Origin of the sequence: Thermoflavimicrobium daqui, assembly GCF_003313465.1 — a bacterium.
Lineage (GTDB): Bacteria > Bacillota > Bacilli > Thermoactinomycetales > Thermoactinomycetaceae > Thermoflavimicrobium > Thermoflavimicrobium daqui.
This window is the reverse complement of the sequence record NZ_KZ845668.1, coordinates 93,849-113,338: the sequence shown is the minus strand read 5'-3', so window position 1 is coordinate 113,338 and position 19,490 is coordinate 93,849. Positions and strand designations below refer to the sequence as shown.

At 39.3% G+C, this 19,490-nt stretch carries 15 protein-coding genes; 14 read left to right on the top strand and 1 reads right to left on the bottom strand.

The window, feature by feature from the left end; translation table 11 throughout:
- Positions 1-98 precede the first annotated feature (98 nt).
- On the bottom strand, positions 99-2,153 hold the full coding sequence (locus tag DL897_RS11830; RefSeq protein WP_168188777.1) for a transglycosylase domain-containing protein: 2,055 nt from the start codon (positions 2,151-2,153) through the stop codon (positions 99-101).
- A gap of 358 nt (positions 2,154-2,511) precedes the next feature.
- Here DL897_RS11830 and speE point away from each other — a divergent pair, with 358 nt between their 5' ends.
- From speE to kamE, 14 genes are all read left to right on the top strand, one after another.
- Positions 2,512-3,354 carry a polyamine aminopropyltransferase gene (speE, locus tag DL897_RS11825; protein WP_113659452.1) on the top strand — a complete coding sequence of 281 codons (843 nt, stop codon included), beginning with the start codon at positions 2,512-2,514 and terminating at the stop codon, positions 3,352-3,354.
- A 3-nt stretch (positions 3,355-3,357) separates the two neighbouring features.
- The gene (gene speB, locus DL897_RS11820; RefSeq protein WP_113659355.1) at positions 3,358-4,230 is read left to right on the top strand and encodes an agmatinase; all 873 of its coding nucleotides are present in this window, start codon (positions 3,358-3,360) and stop codon (positions 4,228-4,230) included.
- A 259-nt stretch (positions 4,231-4,489) separates the two neighbouring features.
- Positions 4,490-4,927, top strand: a complete 438-nt coding sequence (locus tag DL897_RS11815) for a YwiB family protein (RefSeq protein WP_168188776.1) — start codon at positions 4,490-4,492, stop codon at positions 4,925-4,927.
- On the top strand, positions 4,914-6,584 hold the full coding sequence (argS, locus tag DL897_RS11810; protein WP_113659353.1) for an arginine--tRNA ligase: 1,671 nt from the start codon (positions 4,914-4,916) through the stop codon (positions 6,582-6,584). The genes DL897_RS11815 and argS overlap by 14 nt, the downstream gene beginning before the upstream one ends.
- Before the next feature lie 197 nt (positions 6,585-6,781).
- On the top strand, positions 6,782-7,249 hold the full coding sequence (locus tag DL897_RS19075) for a transglycosylase SLT domain-containing protein (protein WP_206186521.1): 468 nt from the start codon (positions 6,782-6,784) through the stop codon (positions 7,247-7,249).
- A gap of 602 nt (positions 7,250-7,851) precedes the next feature.
- Positions 7,852-9,060 carry a peptidoglycan DD-metalloendopeptidase family protein gene (locus tag DL897_RS11800; protein WP_338067094.1) on the top strand — a complete coding sequence of 403 codons (1,209 nt, stop codon included), beginning with the start codon at positions 7,852-7,854 and terminating at the stop codon, positions 9,058-9,060.
- A gap of 27 nt (positions 9,061-9,087) precedes the next feature.
- A complete protein-coding gene (locus DL897_RS11795) occupies positions 9,088-9,654 on the top strand; it encodes a hypothetical protein (protein WP_113659351.1) in 567 nt (188 codons plus the stop codon).
- Positions 9,655-10,002: 348 nt separating this feature from the next.
- Complete coding sequence (locus tag DL897_RS11790) at positions 10,003-11,415, top strand: sigma-54 interaction domain-containing protein (protein WP_338067092.1); 1,413 nt, start codon at positions 10,003-10,005, stop codon at positions 11,413-11,415.
- Positions 11,416-11,664: 249 nt separating this feature from the next.
- Positions 11,665-12,717 (top strand): L-erythro-3,5-diaminohexanoate dehydrogenase, encoded by a 1,053-nt coding sequence (gene kdd, locus DL897_RS11785; protein WP_113659350.1) that lies wholly within the window; start codon positions 11,665-11,667, stop codon positions 12,715-12,717.
- Between the two features lie 143 nt (positions 12,718-12,860).
- Positions 12,861-14,177, top strand: a complete 1,317-nt coding sequence (gene kamA / locus DL897_RS11780; protein WP_113659349.1) for a lysine 2,3-aminomutase — start codon at positions 12,861-12,863, stop codon at positions 14,175-14,177.
- Between the two features lie 5 nt (positions 14,178-14,182).
- Positions 14,183-15,199: a lysine 5,6-aminomutase reactivase subunit KamB gene (gene kamB / locus DL897_RS11775; protein ID WP_113659348.1), complete on the top strand. Its 1,017-nt coding sequence runs from the start codon at positions 14,183-14,185 to the stop codon at positions 15,197-15,199.
- A 143-nt stretch (positions 15,200-15,342) separates the two neighbouring features.
- A complete protein-coding gene (gene kamC / locus DL897_RS11770; RefSeq protein ID WP_168188775.1) occupies positions 15,343-17,007 on the top strand; it encodes a lysine 5,6-aminomutase reactivase ATPase KamC in 1,665 nt (554 codons plus the stop codon).
- On the top strand, positions 16,970-18,574 hold the full coding sequence (gene kamD, locus DL897_RS11765) for a lysine 5,6-aminomutase subunit alpha (protein WP_113659346.1): 1,605 nt from the start codon (positions 16,970-16,972) through the stop codon (positions 18,572-18,574). The genes kamC and kamD overlap by 38 nt, the downstream gene beginning before the upstream one ends.
- Positions 18,549-19,319 carry a lysine 5,6-aminomutase subunit beta gene (gene kamE / locus DL897_RS11760; RefSeq protein WP_113659345.1) on the top strand — a complete coding sequence of 257 codons (771 nt, stop codon included), beginning with the start codon at positions 18,549-18,551 and terminating at the stop codon, positions 19,317-19,319. The genes kamD and kamE overlap by 26 nt, the downstream gene beginning before the upstream one ends.
- Positions 19,320-19,490: the final 171 nt, after the last annotated feature.

The window sequence follows — 19,490 nt, the reverse complement described above, 5'->3', positions numbered from 1 at the left end:
GATCATGTTGTACTTATACTTTTAAAATTCTAGGTCAGCTTGTCAGTGATACCAGATTCGATAAGGTCTTTCTAGAAAGACCTTATCGAATCGATTATCTATGATTCATTTCGAAACCAATTCCAAATTTTAGTCCATATAGAAGATTCCTCATTGGTGTTTGGCGTTATTGTAGGATGCAATGGACAAGTAATCACAGGCTCAGTCCCTTTGACAAAGTACTCCAAATGAGTATGTGGACAACGAGGTGTAGCTAAATAGCCTGTTTCTGGGTCTACATAAACGCCTTTCACATCTGCTGGAATGGGAAAAATGCGAGAAGCTTGTTTGCTGGTTGCTTGTTTCATAAAAGTAGCCCAGATATATTGAGCGATTCGTGTCTTTTCAGTTGGTAGTTTTTTGCCACGATCATACCCAACCCAAACAGTTGTAGTCAAATCAGGAGTGTATCCAGAGAGCCAACTATCCCAATCTGTTGATCCTGTTTTACCTGCAGCAGGACGATTAAATATTTGTCGGACACGATGGGCTGTTCCCGTAGGCTCAAACACACTTGTCATTAATTGAGTGAGTACATAGGCATGCCCTGAAGGAATGATACGTTTAGTTATGGGTTGTTCTTCGATCAGAACATTCCCTTGAGCATCCGTGATTTTTAAAATTCCTGTAAGTGGGTGATAGATCCCTCCAGAAGCGAATGTACTATATACTTGAGCCATTTCAAATGGAGTGACTGTGTAACTACCAAGAGCGAGTGAAGGAGTCGCATTAAGTTTACTTTGAATACCAAGTTGCCGAGCTAAGTCGATGACTTGCTCGATTCCCACTTGAAAAAGAGTGCTGACTGCATAAATATTGTCAGAACGAGCAATGGCTTCCCGCATGGTAATCGGACGATCGAGATATTGATGATGAAAGTTCGAAGGTTGATATACTCCTCCATCATAGATAAAAGAAGTAGGACGGCTAAATATTTTCGTAAGTGAAGTAAAACCATTTTTTAATGCGCTTAAATAGACAATCGGTTTAAAGGAAGAACCGGGCTGACGATGTGCAAAAACTCGATTATATGGTGATTTTTGATAGTCATTACCACCTACCATTGCTTTAATATGTCCAGTATGTGGGTTGACAGCAATTAAAGCCCCCTGTAGATCATCAAGATCATTTAAATGTTTAGTAATGGCTTGTTCAGCTTGTGTTTGTAGCTCGGTACTAAGAGTAGTATAGATTTTCAAACCACCATGTCTAACCATATCTTCATCTAGACCATATTTGGAGGTGGCAGTCTGGATGATATAATCTCGAAAATAATGGGCTTTTGTATAGTGGGACTGGGTTTGAATCGATGGGAAAACCTTAATCTTCTCTTTTTTGGCTTGTGTAGCTTGGCTAGATGAAATCATTTTGTTTTTGACCATTAGCTCTAAGATACGTTCTTGCCGTTTTTTAGCATGCTTAAAATGATGATAGGGTGAATAATATTCGGGTCCCCGGGGAAGTCCTGCTAGAAAAGCACTCTCAGCCAGGGAGAGCTGTTTAGTTGGTTTATGAAAATAAAGTTGTGCCGCTTGTTGAATGCCGTAAGATCCGTGACCGTAGTAAATATGGTTTAAATACATTTCTAATATTTTATGTTTGGGGTAGTGAAGTTCGAGCTGAATGGTAAATATAGCTTCCTTTAATTTTCTAGCCCATGTACGATCATGAGTAAGATAAAGATTTCGAGCGAGTTGTTGAGTAATCGTACTTGCCCCCTGAACGATTTGTCCAGATTTCAAATTAACCCAAGCTGCCCGGATGATACCATGTAGCGAAAATCCAGAATGTTGGTAGAAAGTACGATCTTCAGCAGCTAATGTAGCATGGAGCACATACTTCGGAACTTGGGATATATGGATTGTTTCATGAGGTTTTCCTTGTGTAGCATAGTTGATTAGGCGACCTTGATCATCATAGATTTGAGTAGTTAAATGTAGATCAGGCGACGGAAGAGGGTGCGATTTTAGATATAGCAAAAAAATCCCTATCCCTAAACTTCCAATTAGAAGTATATATAAAAGAGCACGTAATCCTTGACTTATTCGTTTCAATAATCGCCAAATCAAAAGTTGTTCTAAATGTGAATAGGGTTGGGTACAACGATCGCCCATGGTATGTATCTCCTTTGACTCAAAAATTGCTTGGCAGTTGGCAAGCATATTATTTGAAGGGCAAAGGAAAAATATACCTTACATAAATCTTTAATCGGTTTGGAATGGAAAAAGATTGTATCCGAGAAAAACATCGATTATGCTATAAAACAGGTTTTCATATAGTGAGCATGTTGCATGATTCACCCAGAAAACTAGATTAGATAAAGATTTAGAGGAAATCATATTTGTGGAGGATCACTCTTCTAAGAAATAATGAATCAAGGCTATGGAAATCTATTTAAAAAGGATAAGAGGTTGAATTGTGCAATAACTACATTAAAGCAAACTTAGTTCAAGGGAGTTGAAGTAAATGAGCATGGAATTATGGTATACAGAAAAACAAACACCCAACCATGGAATTACAAGTAAAATAAAAAGAACATTACATCATGAACAAACGGAATTTCAAAAGCTAGATATTATCGAGACGGAACAGTTTGGTAATATGATGGTTTTAGATGGGATGGTTATGACAACGGATCAAGATGAATTTGTCTATCATGAAATGATTACTCATATTGCCATGAATACACATCCGAATCCAAGGAATGTATTAGTGGTTGGTGGAGGAGATGGAGGCGCGATCCGCGAAGTGTTGCGTTATCCTAGTGTGGAAAAAGCGGTGCTAGCTGAAATCGATGGCAAAGTCATCGAAGCCGCACAAAATTATTTTCCAAAAATTGCAGGCAGTTTAACTGATGCACGTGTAGATATTCAAGTGACAGATGGGATTCAATATATTGCTGAAAATAAGAATAAGTTTGATGTGATTTTAGTTGATTCGACAGAGCCAATTGGGCCTGCTATAGGTTTATTTCAAAAGCCTTTTTATGAAGGAATTGCTGAGGCACTAAAAGAGGACGGAATCATGGTAGCTCAGACAGAATCACCTTGGTTTAATCGAGACTTAATCCGTCAAGTGTTTCAAGATATTTCTCAGGTATTCCCGATTACCCGTCTTTATACAGCTTCGATTCCTACATATCCGAGTGGATTATGGAGTTTCACGATTGGTTCGAAAAAGTATGACCCATTAAAGGTTGATGAAGAAAAGCTGATATCACCACTCGGTACACGTTACTATCATCCAGGAATTCATCGTTCTGTGTTTCAATTGCCTATATTTGTTCAAGAGCTGCTAACAGGCAAGGGGGAATAATTCATGCGTTTTGATGAAGCATACTCGGGTAATGTTTTTATCGCTTCGAGTACTGATTTAGATAAAGCTCAAGCGGTAATTTTCGGGATGCCAATGGACTGGACAGTAAGTTTTCGTCCGGGATCTCGCTTTGGACCTGCACGAATTCGGGAATCCTCTTTGGTTTTAGAAGAATATAGCCATTATTTAGATAGGGAATTACAGGAGATTTCTTATTATGATGCAGGGGACATCCCGCTCGCATTTGGTAATCCAGAGAGAAGTTTAGCGAGCATTAGAGAATTTGTAAGTAAAGTATTAGATTTAAAAAAGATGCCTTTAGGTATGGGAGGGGAACATTTAGTGACTTGGCCCGTCGTTCAGGAAGTATTTAAGCGATATCCTGATCTAGCGGTCATTCATATTGATGCTCATGCAGACTTGCGTACAGATTATGAAGGTGAAGAATATTCCCATGCTACTCCCTTACGAAAGATTTCGCAGTTAATTGGTGGCTCAAATGTTTACCAATTTGGCATCCGTTCCATGACACGTGAAGAAGTGACGTATGCTAAAGAAGCAGGTATTCATTTTCATCCTTTTGATGTGTTAGAGCCTTTAAAAGAATGCTTACCAAAACTTTCTGGTCGCCCTGTTTATGTTACTGTTGATATTGATGCATTAGACCCTGCTTTTGCTCCAGGTACGGGTACACAAGAACCGGGAGGAATTGACACGAAAGAGTTGCTTGCCTCCATCCATGCGATAGCTCGATCGGATATCAAAGTGGTTGGTGCAGATATTGTTGAAGTAGCTCCAGCTTATGATCCTACTGAACAAACCGCCGTCGTGGCTGCAAAATTGATTCGTGAAATGCTATTGGGCTTTATTAAATAATGTTTATTTCATAGCTGAAATCATAGATATAAGGATTGAGGAAGCTGTTCAAGCTAAGTCGACTTTATGTCCCTACTTACGGGATAAAAGGCTCTAAGAGATAAAGTCGGCTTAGAACTTTTATGCTATCTTTCTAAATTGAAGAGAGCGAATAAACACATAATTTAGGCTTCAAGAAAGTGATTTATTGGCGAAATAAAAAAAGAAATGGTAAGATACCTGTATAAATTATGAAATAAAAAGGGGGATCTGATCTATCTTGATTCCCATTAAGATCCATATTGAATCGATTATTCATCATGAACAAGAGGATCAACCAGAAGTGATCAAGCAGGATCTAGCCGGAACATTTGCCTTGCGTGGAGATGAATGGGTATTAAGGTATAAGGAAAATGAGGGTACTCCAGATGAGACACGCACAGCAGTAAAGTCTACTCAAGATCAGATTACGATCATTCGTCATGGAGCGATCTCTTACAGACAAACTTATCGTCCACAAGAAACAATGACGAGTATGATTCATACACCTGCAGGTCAAACTGAAATGGACGTTCATACACTCTATTATCTTCGTGAGCGTGATGAATTTCATGGTCTTATTCGTTTTTCATTTCATTTAACAATGGGACAAGAAAAACTCGGAAACTATCAATTAACAATTCGATGGACAGAGGGGAAGTTCGATGAATTCGCTTGAACAGAGAAAAGAAACATTGCGTGAAGAAATTCGTCAAGCTATTTTAAAGGCCAATTTGCTTCCAGAATCAGATGTTCCTGAAGTTCATTTAGAGGTACCACGGGAAAAGGAGCATGGTGATTGGGCTACCAATATTGCCATGAAATTAACGCGGGTAGCTCGTCGTAATCCGCGTGAAATCGCAGCAGCTATCGTAGAAAACCTTGATCAAAGAAAAGCTTCGATTCGAGAGGTTCAAATTGCAGGCCCAGGGTTTATCAATTTTTTCTTAGACCGTTCTTTTTTAATTAAGATCATTGATGAAGTTAGAGAGAAAAAAGAAGAGTATGGAAAGTCTTATGAAGGGCAAGGAAAAAAAGTAAATATCGAGTTTGTAAGTGCAAACCCTACTGGAAGCTTACATCTGGGACATGCTCGCGGAGCAGCAGTGGGTGATGCTCTTTGCAATATTCTCGATGCCGCTGGCTATGATGTTACACGGGAATACTATATTAATGATGCTGGAAATCAAATGCAGATGATGGCTCTATCTATTGAGGCAAGGTATTTTGAACTATTAGGCAAAGAGCACTCTTTTCCTGAAGATGGATATCGTGGACAAGAGATGATTCAGATTGCTAAAGAGATTGTTCAAGATCAAGGTGACAAGTTGTTGGAGATGGAGTCAGCCCAGCGTCTAAACTATCTAAAACAAGTAGGGAGAGATAAGCTACTTGCCAAAATTAAATCAGACCTAGAACGGTTCCGCGTTCCGTTTAATGTTTGGTTTAGTGAGCTCTCCATGTATGAGTCTGGCGTCATTGAAGAAACCATTAATGAGCTACAGGAAAGAGGATATACCTACGAGCAAGACGGAGCTTTATGGCTTAAGACGACCGAATTTGGTGATGATAAAGATCGTGTTTTAGTTAAAAAAGATGGTTCGTATACTTATTTTACTCCAGATATCGCTTATCATCGGAATAAATTTGGACGTGGTCATCAGCTTCTTATTAATATCTGGGGAGCAGATCATCATGGATATATTCCCCGAATGAAGTCTGCATTAGCCGCTTTAGGGTATAACTCAGATCAGCTTGAAATAGTTATCTCCCAAATGGTAAAGCTATATCAAGGTGGAGAACTAGTCAAAATGTCAAAGCGTACCGGAAAGGCGGTTACTTTGCAAGAGTTAATGAATGAAGTTGGAGTGGATGCAGCACGCTATTTCTTTACAATGCGCAGCCCTGATACTCATTTAGATTTTGATATGGACTTAGCCATTTCTAAATCCAATGAAAACCCTGTTTATTATGTTCAATATGCTCATGCTCGTATTACGAGTGTTTTTCGACAAGCAAAAGAAAAAGGACTCCAAACGACGAATGAACCAACTAAGCTAGTTAAATTACAGCTTGAGCAAGAGCTAGACTTACTTCAAAAACTAGCGGAATTCCCAAGAGATATCGCACAAGCAGCAGCACAACTAGCACCACATCGGGTTATTCGCTATCTTCATGAGCTAGCAACCCAATTTCATAGCTACTATAATGCCGAGCGAGTTATTACAGAAGATATCGAGCTATCTGAAGCGCGTCTTACTCTTTTAGATGCTATCCAGCAAGTAATACGAAATGGTCTTAAGCTAGTTGGAGTGAGTGCACCTGATCGCATGTAAAAAGCATCTGAATGGGAGTAAAGTGGAAAAGGAAAACTGCCGAGGAGAATCATTCCTCGGCTTTTTTATTGAAATGGAGTTTTTATCTTGGCTGAACCGGAAAGATATATAACCGTAACCCATTATATGAGGACTATACAGGAGGAGGAGTAAATCTTTTTAGAACGAAAAGGAAAATGAGAAAGAGAGGTGAGCTTATGGCATTTGCTAAAAAGTCAGCTGTAGGAAAGAAAGGCTTTTTTTTATTGGGGGGATTTGGAATCTTTATATTGATTGTGATCATTATGATTCCATTACTAATGACCGCTTTTATTTTCTTAGCATTGGATTCAACTCCAAATGGTTATCCATCTGATATCCCTCTCTATGGTTATCAAGACGCAATTCCAGCTCCACTCAAACAAGTTTATGAAGAATTAGGTAGGAAATACCAGATCCCTTGGAATGTACTTGCTGCGATCCATAAGATGGATTCGAGCTATATCAATGAAATCAAGGAAATATTTCCTAATGATGTACCATATGCCCAAGTATTTCATGAAGCAGGAGCTAAATATGGTGTTGATCCAGCTCTGCTTAAAGCGATCGCAAAGCAAGAAAGTAACTTTAACCCTAAAACTGTATCAAAAGCGGGAGCTCGGGGAGTTATGCAAGTGCGCCCATAAGGGTAATTAGGAAATCGCCCTTTGGCAAGGCGTAGGCGGAAAGATCATAGCTAAAGCCTATCGTTGCCCAACTTACCCAAAAGGGAAACCGAATGGGGAGCGTAGCATGTTGGGAAAGTCACAAGTTGCTGAGTTACCACAGCACGACTGAGTGGCGAAACGAAAAGTTGTGAACAAGGATGAAGGCTAAACTGCTTGAAGGACAGTCTGAGGGGGCTCTACCACCGCCCGTAACGAAAGGTAGCTAGAAACGTTACGTAACTAGGACGGAACGGGTAGTTGCATACCGTATTCGTATATGATCCCTAGTTGACCAACTCCAATAAGGAGTAAAAGACGAACGTCACATCCGACATCACAACATGCCATGTTTCTAATTATCTAAATGGGGATTACCTAAGGTGGAGTGCCCAAGGGCTATGACTGTAGAGTCTGAATATCCACTAAGGTAACGGAGTTCCCATAGTAGTCCGAGATAGGGAAAGCCTATCACATGGCGAAGGGGAACAGCTTATCACACTAACACGAAATAGGGTAAGAGCGTGAGGCTCTATGAGAAATCCAAAAGTAGTGTTAGCGAATCTAGCTTCTTTGGAAGCTAGATTGATAAGTGGAGAGCCGTATACATCGAGAGGTGTACGTACGGTTCGGAGGGGAGTTCTTGGAAACCTACCGTAGAAATACGGAAAGGCGCTGGGTTCTTACCCTACTTAATGCCAGCAAACTGCCAAGAAGCAGGACTAGATCCTAATGGCGATTGCTTTGATCCTGTCAAAAATATTCACGCAGGTGCTCAAGAGATTGCTAGGTATTTGAAAAAATATCAAGGAAACCTTATTTATGCATTGGCTGCTTACAATGCAGGACCGGCCCGTGTATCAGGAACAACGAGCAATCCGAAGCCACCTGAAGTACCTGCTATTCCAGAGACTCAAAATTATGTTCAAAAAGTACCAATGTATTATGATCAGTATAAAAAAGGGATGGGGGACACGAAAGCAGATCTCAGGAAATTAGAAGACGTCCGGGAGAAAATGGTTTCAATTGCTGAAAAGCTTGCCAGTGATAGACAGAAACACGAATCTTCCAGTAAAAACGGAAGTCCCACTGCTTGTATGAACGATCTAAAAAAGAAATCCGTTAAAGAAGTTAGAGAAGGGAAGGTAGGCAATTATGGTGCTCTTACGTGTGCAATGGTTGATTATTTTACAAAATCATGGGACAAAGTAGCTAAAATAGAAGAACAAGCCCAGTTATATGTAGGACCGACGATGATTGTAGGATCTGGAAAGCCTGTATCATTGGGTGGGAGAATGTTATGGCCAGTTCAAGTTGGCGGTGGAGTACATAAGCAGGGTGGATGTGTTTCTTCACCTTATGGTCAAAATCGAGGAACCTATTATCATCGAGGAGTTGATATTTCAGCTCCAATGGGTACACCGATTTTTGCAGCGGAAGCAGGGCGCGTCTATATTTCTAAACCAGATCCGATGACCTCAACAGATCCGATTGGTTTTGGGTGGTATGTAGGAATTGATCACGGAAACGGTTTAACTACTTGGTATGGACATATGCCAACTAAATCAGTCTTGGTAAAAGTAGGTGACTATGTACAAAAGGGTCAAAAAATTGCAGAAGTAGGGAGAAATGGTATGGATGTAACACAGGCTCATTTGCATTTTGAAGTACATATGAATCAGGATCGTGATCGTATTGATACGACTCCATTCATTGGCAAAGGAGTGCCATGTAACCGTAGTAAATTTGATCCGAGCTACTATAGCCATCCTATTTATGGAGTGAATGAGTAAGCCCCTGATTAGAAGGTGGTGATACCTTTGTGGAAAAGAAAACCCCCTTATATTTTGATGATCTTCTTGGCTATTGTAGTGATTTGGATCTGGTATAAATATGATAAAAATACCCCTTCTTTACCAGATTCCTCCACAGTAGCCGAACCGGAAGAGTTTAAACCCATTGCCAAAATAAAAGTAGCAACAGAAGAAATCGAGAAAATTAAAAGTCAGTCTATTGAATTTGCTTCAGTCTATTTTTCCTATGATCAGGAACAATCTGAAAAATACCGAAGAAAATCGAATTCTTTTCTTCATTCACAATTTATTGATCACCGGGTAGATGAACTAAAGGAAATCAATCAACCAAATAAAGTGGGTGTCAATACGGTATTGGAACAACCAAAAAAAGTGGAAATATTAACAAGCTATGTACAAGGGGAAAATATTTGTGTTTTTATTGATATTTCTCAAGAAATTACACTTCAATATCAAGATGGAAAAACGAAACAAACAAATGATTCATATAACCGTTTAATTGTTTGGGAAAAAGAAAAAGGTACATGGAAAGTAAGAAGGATTGAAGCACAGGCCTTTATGGAAGCTGACTAACTAGCTAACCATGTTGAATAAATGGATGAAAAGCCTGAATCGCTTCTGAAGGAGCTCACGAATCGTTTTTGTGTAGGTTCGACTTTTCCTCAAAGGGAGAAGAGCATAGTTCTAAAAACGCTAGCTAAGCTACGGCTACAAGAGTGAGTAGCTAATGGATCTTTTAGAAAGTGACCTATATAAAAAAGGAAGGGATCAATGAAAATCTTGCCGAAAAAGCAAAGTGAAATCAGTCATCAATGAGACTGCTGACAAACCTCCATACGAGAAAGCTTTGTCTACAAGTTGAAAAGTGGCGAATTTTCGTCTTTTGTGACAGATTTTGGGCAGAAGAAAGGAGTTCCAGCAGTGTATAAAGAGGAATGGGTATTAGAGACAAGGGAGACGATGTTTGAAGAAGTATTGGAATGTTTGGATGAAGGAATTCATATCGTTGACGCTAGTGGTTTTACAATCTTTTATAATCGTGCTGCTTCTGTACTCGATGTATTACCTGTCCATGAGGTTTTAGGGAAGCATGTCTTAGAAGCTTTCCCCTCTTTAACTGAAAAGACAAGTACCCTACTCAAAGTGTTAAAAACCGGAGATGCCATTAATGAAAAACAGCAAACTTATCAGAATATCCAAGGAAAACAAATTACAACTGTGAATAAAACATTGCCACTTCGCTTAAAGGGGAGACTTATAGGAGCTGTAGAAATTGCCAAAGACATTACAAAAATTAAAGAACTATCGGAAAAAGTGATTAAGTTACAAGAGCAAATTCATGAGCCTAAGTCCAAAAAAATCCAAAAGAGGAGGATGTACCAATTTACAGATATCGTTACCCAAAATCCCTTAATGATACAAGCGATTGAGCGAGCCAAACGAGTTGCTCTTTCTTCTTCACCTGTGCTTGTTGTTGGCGAAACAGGAACAGGAAAAGAGTTATTTGTTCAATCCATTCATAGTAGCTCGCCACGAAAAAAGGGCCCCTTCGTGGTTCAAAACTGTGCAGCTATTCCTTCAACACTGCTTGAAAGTTTATTATTTGGTACTGTGAAAGGTGCTTTTACAGGTGCAGAAGATCGTCCTGGTTTATTTGAGTTAGCAGATGGTGGAACTTTATTTCTAGATGAAATTCATGCTATGCCTATTGATTTGCAAGCAAAGCTACTTCGTGTACTGGAAGAAGGGATTGTTAGGAGAGTTGGAGAAACACGAACCCGCTCTGTTAATGTTCGCATCATTGTTGCTACAAATGAAGATCCGTTGGTTAGCGTTAAGGAAGGTAGATTACGTAAAGATTTATATTATCGAATCCATGTTGTACGGATTCAATTACCTCCCTTACGTGAACGTAAAGAAGATATACCTCTATTAACGGAATATTTCATATGTACTTTGAAGGGGAAAATTGCAAATAAAATAGAAACATGCTCGGATGAAGTGATGGAATTATTTTTAAGATATGACTGGCCTGGTAATGTGAGGGAGTTAGCAAATACAGTTGAAGGTGCATTACATCTAACCAATGAAACTGAATTAAAAATAGAACATCTGCCAACTCACTTCGCTTCTTTAGAAATGAATGAACCTGATTTTTTAGAATTAGAGTGGTCTGATACACAAACACTTCCTGATCTGTTATCCAAAGTGGAAAAACAATTAATTCAAAAAGCTTTAACTTTATGTGATGGGAAAATCTTGCTTGCTGCTGAAAAATTAGGGATTCCACGTCAAACACTCCAATACAAGATAAAAAAGCTACGAATTCGATAAAGGCTGCCGAAAATTTGGCAGTTTTTTTGTTTTCTCCTGTGAGAATCGGTTCCTAAAGATGCCTACATCATATAAAAACATTATTTGATGTGTAAGAACGATGTGAGTCGTATCATCTAAGATTAAGACAGATCAATGAAAAAGTGATGATCTATTTTTTTTGGTAACTCTCTATTTCGAAAAAAAATGACCGATATCTTTTTTGGCATACTTTTTGCATAATTACGGGGGTGAGGAGGTGAAAATCAAATGAAAGACTCTAGACATCTCGGTCATCCTTATGGGCTTCATCGTGTACGTGAGCCACAGGGAGTATTGCCACAGCCTGCATGGAAAATTGATGCAGACCCAAGTATTTATGAAAATGAACTTTGTATTGAAGTAGAACGTTTGAATATTGATTCTGCTTCATTTACACAGTTAAAAGAAGAGGCACAGGGAGACATTATACGGATTAAAGAGAAAATCTGGAATATCATTCAAGAGCGAGGTAAAATGCATAATCCCGTGACAGGGTCTGGCGGAATGTTAATAGGGCGTGTGGCCAGCATTGGATCGCATTATCCGAATCATGAGATACAAGTAGGGATGAAAATTGCAACCCTTGTTTCGTTAACGCTTACTCCACTTAGCTTGGAAGCAATTCATCAAGTTGATTTACAGACAGGACAAGTGGAAGTCAGTGGTAAAGCCATTCTTTTTGCTACTGCGCCTTATGCAATCTTACCTGATGATTTACCAGAAAGAGTAACACTAGCTGCTCTGGATGTATGTGGAGCACCACTACAGACAAAACGATTAGTAAAGCCTAACCAACGCGTATTAGTGATGGGAGCAGGCGGAAAATCGGGATTGCTTTGTCTATATCAAGCATGGAAGGAAGCGGGAAAAGAAGGACAAGTCATTGCACTAGAAGCCAATGAGCAAGCTTGTCGCGAGATACAAAATCTAAATATAGCTCATGAAGTAATCCAAGTAGACGCAACGAATCCAATCGCAGTCCATGAAGTAGTTGATCGTGTCACACATGGAAAGTTAGCTGACTTAACCATTAACTGTGTAAATGTACCTAATACGGAACTATCAGCTATTCTAGCAACAAGAGATCAGGGACTTATCTATTTCTTTAGCATGGCTGTTCAGTTTACTGCTGCAGCCTTAGGGGCAGAAGGGGTTGGGAAAGATGTACAAATGATGATTGGAAATGGATATGGACAGGGGCATGCGGAGTTAACACTTAATATTTTTCGAGAGTCACCAAAGATAAAGGAATTATTTGTTTCTCGATATGCATCTAGGTAAAAAATATATTGCTTCATCGGCACTCCTGTATCACGAACACGTGAGTGAATCGAATTGGCTTAGGAGCAATTAATCGGATTGGATTCAAGTATGATAAATAGTTATTTGAGGAGTAATCTGAGATAAAAGGGGGAGCGATACTTATGCGTAGAGATTGGCGTAAGATCGACTTGTGGAAAGATGTGACGGAAGAGCAGTGGAATGATTGGTTATGGCAGCTAACCCATACGATTCGTAACTTTGATGATCTAAGTAAAGTGATCAATCTAACAGATGATGAGTTGGAAGGAGTTAAAATTTCGAAACAGACCATTCCACTAAATATTACCCCATACTATGCCCTTCTCATGGACCCTGATGATCCCAAAGACCCGATTCGTTTGCAGTCTGTTCCCATTTCCTCAGAGTTAAATCGAACCGTTTTTGATATGGATGATCCTTTATTAGAAGATACTGATTCACCTGTACCCGGTTTAACCCATCGATATCCAGACCGTGTCCTATTTTTGATTACCAATCAATGCTCCATGTATTGTCGTTATTGTACTCGCCGACGTTTCTCAGGACAAATCGGGATGGGTGTACCAAAAAAACAAATGGATGCATGTATTGAATATATTCGTAATACCCCCAGTGTACGAGATGTTCTTTTATCAGGCGGGGATGGATTGCTTGTTAATGACCGGATTTTAGAATATTTACTTAAAAATTTACGTGAGATCCCTCATGTGGAAATTATTCGGATTGGGACGCGTGCTCCAGTCGTTTTTCCGCAACGTATTACAGAAAATCTGTGTCAAATATTGAAAAAGTATCATCCAGTCTGGTTGAACACTCATTTTAATCATCCAAAAGAAATTACTCCTGAAGCCAAAAAAGCTTGTGAAATGCTTGCAGATGCAGGGGTTCCATTAGGGAACCAAGCTGTTATTTTATCAGGAATAAATGATTGTCCGCATGTGATGAAAAAATTAATGCATGAATTGGTGAAAATTCGTGTTCGTCCGTATTATATTTATCAATGCGATTTATCCATGGGGATCGGGCATTTCCGTGCTCCAGTTTCTAAAGGACTAGAAATTATTGAATATTTACGCGGGCATACATCAGGGTATGCTGTTCCGACTTTTGTGGTTGATGCACCAGGTGGTGGAGGAAAAATACCTCTTTCCCCTAATTATATTCTTTCACAAAGCGCAAACAAAACAATACTCCGCAATTTTGAAGGAGTTATTACCAGTTATCCAGAGCCAGAGAATTATCAGCCGCATGACTCAGACCATTGTGAATATTGTCAGGAAGCAGGTGACCAAGTAGGAATTGCTGCATTGATGAGCAATGAGCGAATCAATCTTGAGCCTAAGCAACTAACACGTGAAGATCGACGTGTAGGCGTTCAACAGCAGAATAAAGCCACGGTAGAATTAGCTGCAACAGAAGAAAAGGCGGAACATTCCTAAACAAAATGAATGATTTGTGGAAAAAGATTACCCGATTATCCATTCGCTCTCTTTCCATTATAGGGTTATCCAAAAATGCAGGAAAAACCACTGTATGTCATGCATTGGTTCAGGAATTAAAAGATCACTTGCGATTAGGGCTAGTTAGCATTGGTGTAGATGGAGAAGAAAGAGATCATTGGAGTGGTCTTCCTAAACCTCCAATTTATGTATCAACTGGTAATATTGTAGCAACAGCGAATACCCTATTTGATCAACAAGCCGGAAATTGGGAAGTATTGTGTCATACAGGGATTCATAGTATCCTTGGTGAAATTTATTTAGCTAAGGCTAAGCAGGATACTTATATTAAACTTGCAGGAATTCCTACGCTATCAGGAATTCAAAAGGTGCTATCACAGATGGATAGATGGGGAGTAGATCTTGTACTGGTAGATGGTGCATATGACCGCAGAGTTTCAGCAAGTCCAGGAGTGACAGATGCTTCGGTTCTTGTAGTGGGAGCTAGTATGGGTCATTCACTACAGAAGATCGCAGCAAAAGTGGAAGAAACCCTTCATCTATTTCGTTTACCTGCTTGTGAAGATGAAAAAGTCCATCTCTTTATGCAAAAAGCGATCGAAGAAAATTGTTTATATGCAAAATCGAGTGAAAGATGGAAAGCGTTATCATATTCATCACTACTCCCAATGACGCAGTCAGAAATAAGTAGTCTGAGTAAATATGAAGGACTCATTGTTTCAGGAGCACTTACTGATCATAATCTTCGTGCTCTACTCCAGAAAAGTCCCCATCTCCATATCTATGTCCCAGATGCAACACATTTGTTTGTCTCATTAGCAACATTAAGACAGTTTTACCGTAGTGGTGGCAAAATCAACGTATTAAAGTCGATCAATTTATTATTTTTGGCGATTAATCCTGTATCACCAGATGGATTTTCGTTTAACCATGAAGAGTTGAAAGAAAGGTTAACACCTATTTGTTCACCACTACCTATTGTTAATTTAGTTCGTGAGTAAAGGGATCAAGGTATTTTAAAGAGACTATGTTATATGATTGAAAAGCAAGGATGATTTCTATGTGAAAGAAGCAAATCGCTTTTGTAAAGGAATCGATTTTTAAACGGTTTAGATAATCTCTAAAGAATTTGGGAGAGAAAATGATGTGGATCGATGAGAAGAGCAAACAAGATTTACAACTTGATCAGCTTTTATTACGCTTTCAACCATGGACTCCGATGGGAAAAAAAGCGAAAGAGAAATTAACACCTTTTTTACCTGGACAAGAATCAGATTGGCAGCAATTGTTAGAAGAACAAGAGGTAATTCAAAGTCATTTGGTTCGTTATCCTAAACAGGTAGCGCAGCTTGAGTCGATCTTACAGCAAATCCCAGATGTGGAAGATTTGATTTTGCAGTTAGAAAGTGGATATGTTCCAAGCTTAACGGAGTGGTTTCAAATTAAACAATTTTTATGGTATAGCCGAGCTTGGGCACGCCTTTTAACTGAAATGGAAATCGATAACTCATTTTATTTCAATAAAGTAGAGATTGAGACATGTGCAAATTTACTTCAGCATCTAAATCCGTCTCATCCGCTACGCTCTACATTTAGCATAGCGGATGAGTATGACCCAGCTTTAAAAGCTGCTCGTGAGAATCGAGCGCATTTGGAAAGAGAGAAGTTATGTGAGAGAGAAAGTAGAGCTCAAATCATCGAAGAGCAATTACAAGTTCGACGCAATCGTTTTGGTGAATGGATAGCAATTAGGGGATCACAGCAAGAGAAAAAGATGTTACAAATCAATGATTTACAGTTGATTCGTGAAACAACCTATGATCGTTACTTTGAACTTAAGCCATCAAAACAACAAGAGAAAATAGAACATGAATTAGATCAGTTGAATGAAAAAATTGCTAGACTTGAGCAAAAAGTACTCAATCAACTTGCTAAGACTTTTCGTTCTGCTATCCCTTTTTTCCGTTATGCACATCAAAAAATAACTCATTTCGATCTACAGTGGGCACGTATTCGAGCAGCTGAGAGTTGGCATGGAAGTAAACCAACCTACTCGGAAAGACATTTGGAGATTCAAGAGGGCTTTCACCCACTTATGGCTGAGAAGCTACGTGAATGGAATATCGAGTTTATGCCGATTCAGGTATCGATTAAGTCAGGAGTTACTGTAATTATCGGTCCGAATATGGGGGGGAAAACAGCTGCTCTAAAAACCATTGGAGTCAATGTAGCACTAGCACAATTTGGATTTTTCGTTCCAGCCAAATCCTGTTGTCTGCCACTTTTTCCTTGGATCAAATCCATTATAGGGGATGGACAAGATTGGGAAAAAGGCTTAAGTAGTTTTGGAGCAGAAATAGCAAGATTAACTCTTTGCTTTCAAAAAACTGGTCCGGGACTGCTCTTATTAGATGAGATTGGTAGAGGAACGAATCCAATAGAAGGTTCATCCATTTCAGAAGCGGTTACTCAATATTTAATGAATAAAGAATTTTTTTCTATCCATGTTACACACTATCGGGAAGTGCTTCATGTAAAAGGAGTGCAAGGATATCGCGTTGCAGGTTTACAAACGCTTCCTAATTATAATGGCAATTCCACTCAAGAAATGATTCAACAGCTTCATAAGCATATGGATTACCGATTACTACCTTTAAGAGTTACAGATACAATACCCCAACAGGCCATACGTATTGCAGAATTATTAGGACTACCACAAGCCATTATTTCGCAAGCTAAGCAACGATTAAAAAGCGAGGTGGGATTGATCGATGGAACAGAAACTAAAACTGGACCAAGCTCAGATTAAACGAGCGCGAAAGGCTGCTGAAGTGATTGCTAAAGATATGGATGAATTTATAGCAAAACGGACCACAGTAGCAGTTGAACGAACAGTACTTCGTTTAATGGGAGTCGATGGAGTGGATGCTGAGGGAGTTCCTCTCCCCAATGTCGTTGTCGATCATCTCTTAGAAAAAGGTGAATTGAGTCAAGGTGTAGCCACTCGTATGATTGGTGCTATGCTTTATCTCGAACAAAGTGCACAAGAAGTAGCAGAACGAGTTGCACAAGGATCCATTGACTTAACCGAAATTCCTTTAGTTGATTATCCTATACTTGTTCATACTGGACAAAAGTTAGCCATGGAAGGATTAAATAAAATCGCGGCCAACCGTTTGCAGCGAGATACGATGATTAAGCAGATGGGAGAAGGGAAAAAACCTTACTTATATGTTATTGTCGCCACAGGAGATATCTATGAAGATGTAGTTCAAGGAAAATCAGCAGCGCGTCAAGGAGCCGATATTATTGCTGTAATTCGTAGTACAGGACAAAGTTTAATTGACTATGTTCCTTACGGTGCTACACGGGAAGGATTTGGTGGTACCTATGCTACACAGGAAAATTTCCGCATTATGCGACAAGCATTAGATGAGGTTGGTAAAGAAGTGGGCAGATATATTCGTCTTTGTAATTACTGCTCAGGATTATGTATGCCAGAAATTGCTGCGATGGGAGCGCTTGAAAGACTCGATGTGATGTTAAACGACGCTTTATATGGAATCTTGTTTCGAGATATTAATATGCAGCGAACATTGATCGATCAAGCATTCTCACGAATGATTAATAGTTATGCTGGTATTATTATTAATACCGGAGAAGATAACTATCTGACTACAGCTGATGCTATAGAAGCAGCTCATACGGTACTTGCATCCCAATTTATCAATGAACAATTTGCTAAGTTTGCTGGATTACCGCCTGAGCAGATGGGGTTAGGGCATGCTTTTGAAATAAACCCAGAAATTGAAGATGGCTTCTTACTAGAAGTCGCCCAAGCTCAAATGGCCAGACAAATTTTCCCGGATGCCCCCTTGAAATATATGCCCCCTACTAAACATATGACAGGAAATATTTTTCGAGGGCATATTCAAGATGCCATGTTTAATTTAGTAAGTGTTTTGACAGGGCAAGGTATTCAACTTTTAGGTATGATGACAGAGGCAATGCATACTCCTCATATTCATGATCGGCAACTAGCCATTGAGAATGCGCAATATATATTTAATAATGCTCGGCATTTGAGTGAAGAAATCTATTTTAAACCAGGTGGCCGTATCGAAAAGAGGGCCCAAGAAGTACTAGATAAAGCAGTCATGATGCTGGAAGAAGTACAGGAAATCGGTTTATTTGCTGCACTAGAAAAAGGTATGTTAGCGGATGTAAAACGGTCACTGGAAGGTGGAAAAGGATTAGATGGTGTCATCGAGCGCACAGATGATTACTTTAACCCTTTTGAAGATGAGTTGCGGGAAAGACTCAAACTTCCACAGCGGGAGGGAGCAGCCTATGAACGCCGATCTTACACGAGTTAAACCATATGGGGATACACTTGACGATGGGATGGTACAACTTAGCTTTTCTTTACCTGTTCCAGCAGGTCTTGAGGCAAAAGAAGCGGCACGACAGCTTGTTATGAAAATGGGATTCGATGATCCTCAAGTTTATCATATGAAAGATCTTGGCGAAAACTATACTTTTTTTATCGTTTATGGAAAATGTCAACATACTATCGACTTCACCCAAATCCGTGTACCTCAAGTAAAAAGTCAAGTGATGAACTTTTATGAGATTAATCAGTTTATTCGGGATAAGATTGGGCGAAAGCTTGTAGTTATAGGAGCTTGTACAGGAACGGATGCACATACAGTTGGGATTGACGCTATAATCAATATGAAAGGGTACAATGGTGAGTATGGACTTGAACGTTATCCAGAGATTGATGCCTATAATTTAGGAAGCCAAGTTCCTAATGAAGAGTTGATCATGAAAGCAGTCGAATTAAATGCAGATGTTATTCTGGTATCTCAAGTCGTTACTCAAAAGGGTGTTCATCTTACTAACTTAACAGAACTGGTAGATTTATTAGAAGTAGAGGGATTACGTGATCGCTTTATATTGATTTGTGGTGGACCACGTATTAGTCATGAGCTTGCTTTAGAGTTAGGATATGATGCTGGGTTTGGTCCTGGAAGCTTGGCTCCTGATGTAGCATCTTATTTTGTTCAAGAATTGTTGCAACGTGAAAAGCATAGAAATAGCTACTATGCAAGCAATTAGCAGTTGATTGGGTCTCTTCAGGGGGTTCGAAGTAGAGGAATTTATGCACAGGTGAGAAAACCTGTGTTTTTACTTTTTAGGAAAAAATAGATAACAATTTTATTATTATGTGATATTATATTTTTGCCTAATAAAAGGTTATAAAAGTCATTATTCTTGCTAAACCAACTT

Coding starts and splice junctions, on each gene's coding strand:
- DL897_RS11830 (WP_168188777.1), bottom strand. CDS start 2,153: ATGGGCGATCGTTGTACCCAACCCTATTCACATTTAGAACAACTTTTG.
- speE (WP_113659452.1), top strand. CDS start 2,512: ATGGAATTATGGTATACAGAAAAACAAACACCCAACCATGGAATTACA.
- speB (WP_113659355.1), top strand. CDS start 3,358: ATGCGTTTTGATGAAGCATACTCGGGTAATGTTTTTATCGCTTCGAGT.
- argS (WP_113659353.1), top strand. CDS start 4,914: ATGAATTCGCTTGAACAGAGAAAAGAAACATTGCGTGAAGAAATTCGT.
- DL897_RS19075 (WP_206186521.1), top strand. CDS start 6,782: ATGGCATTTGCTAAAAAGTCAGCTGTAGGAAAGAAAGGCTTTTTTTTA.
- kdd (WP_113659350.1), top strand. CDS start 11,665: ATGAAAGACTCTAGACATCTCGGTCATCCTTATGGGCTTCATCGTGTA.
- kamA (WP_113659349.1), top strand. CDS start 12,861: ATGCGTAGAGATTGGCGTAAGATCGACTTGTGGAAAGATGTGACGGAA.
- kamB (WP_113659348.1), top strand. CDS start 14,183: ATGAATGATTTGTGGAAAAAGATTACCCGATTATCCATTCGCTCTCTT.
- kamC (WP_168188775.1), top strand. CDS start 15,343: ATGTGGATCGATGAGAAGAGCAAACAAGATTTACAACTTGATCAGCTT.
- kamD (WP_113659346.1), top strand. CDS start 16,970: ATGGAACAGAAACTAAAACTGGACCAAGCTCAGATTAAACGAGCGCGA.
- kamE (WP_113659345.1), top strand. CDS start 18,549: ATGAACGCCGATCTTACACGAGTTAAACCATATGGGGATACACTTGAC.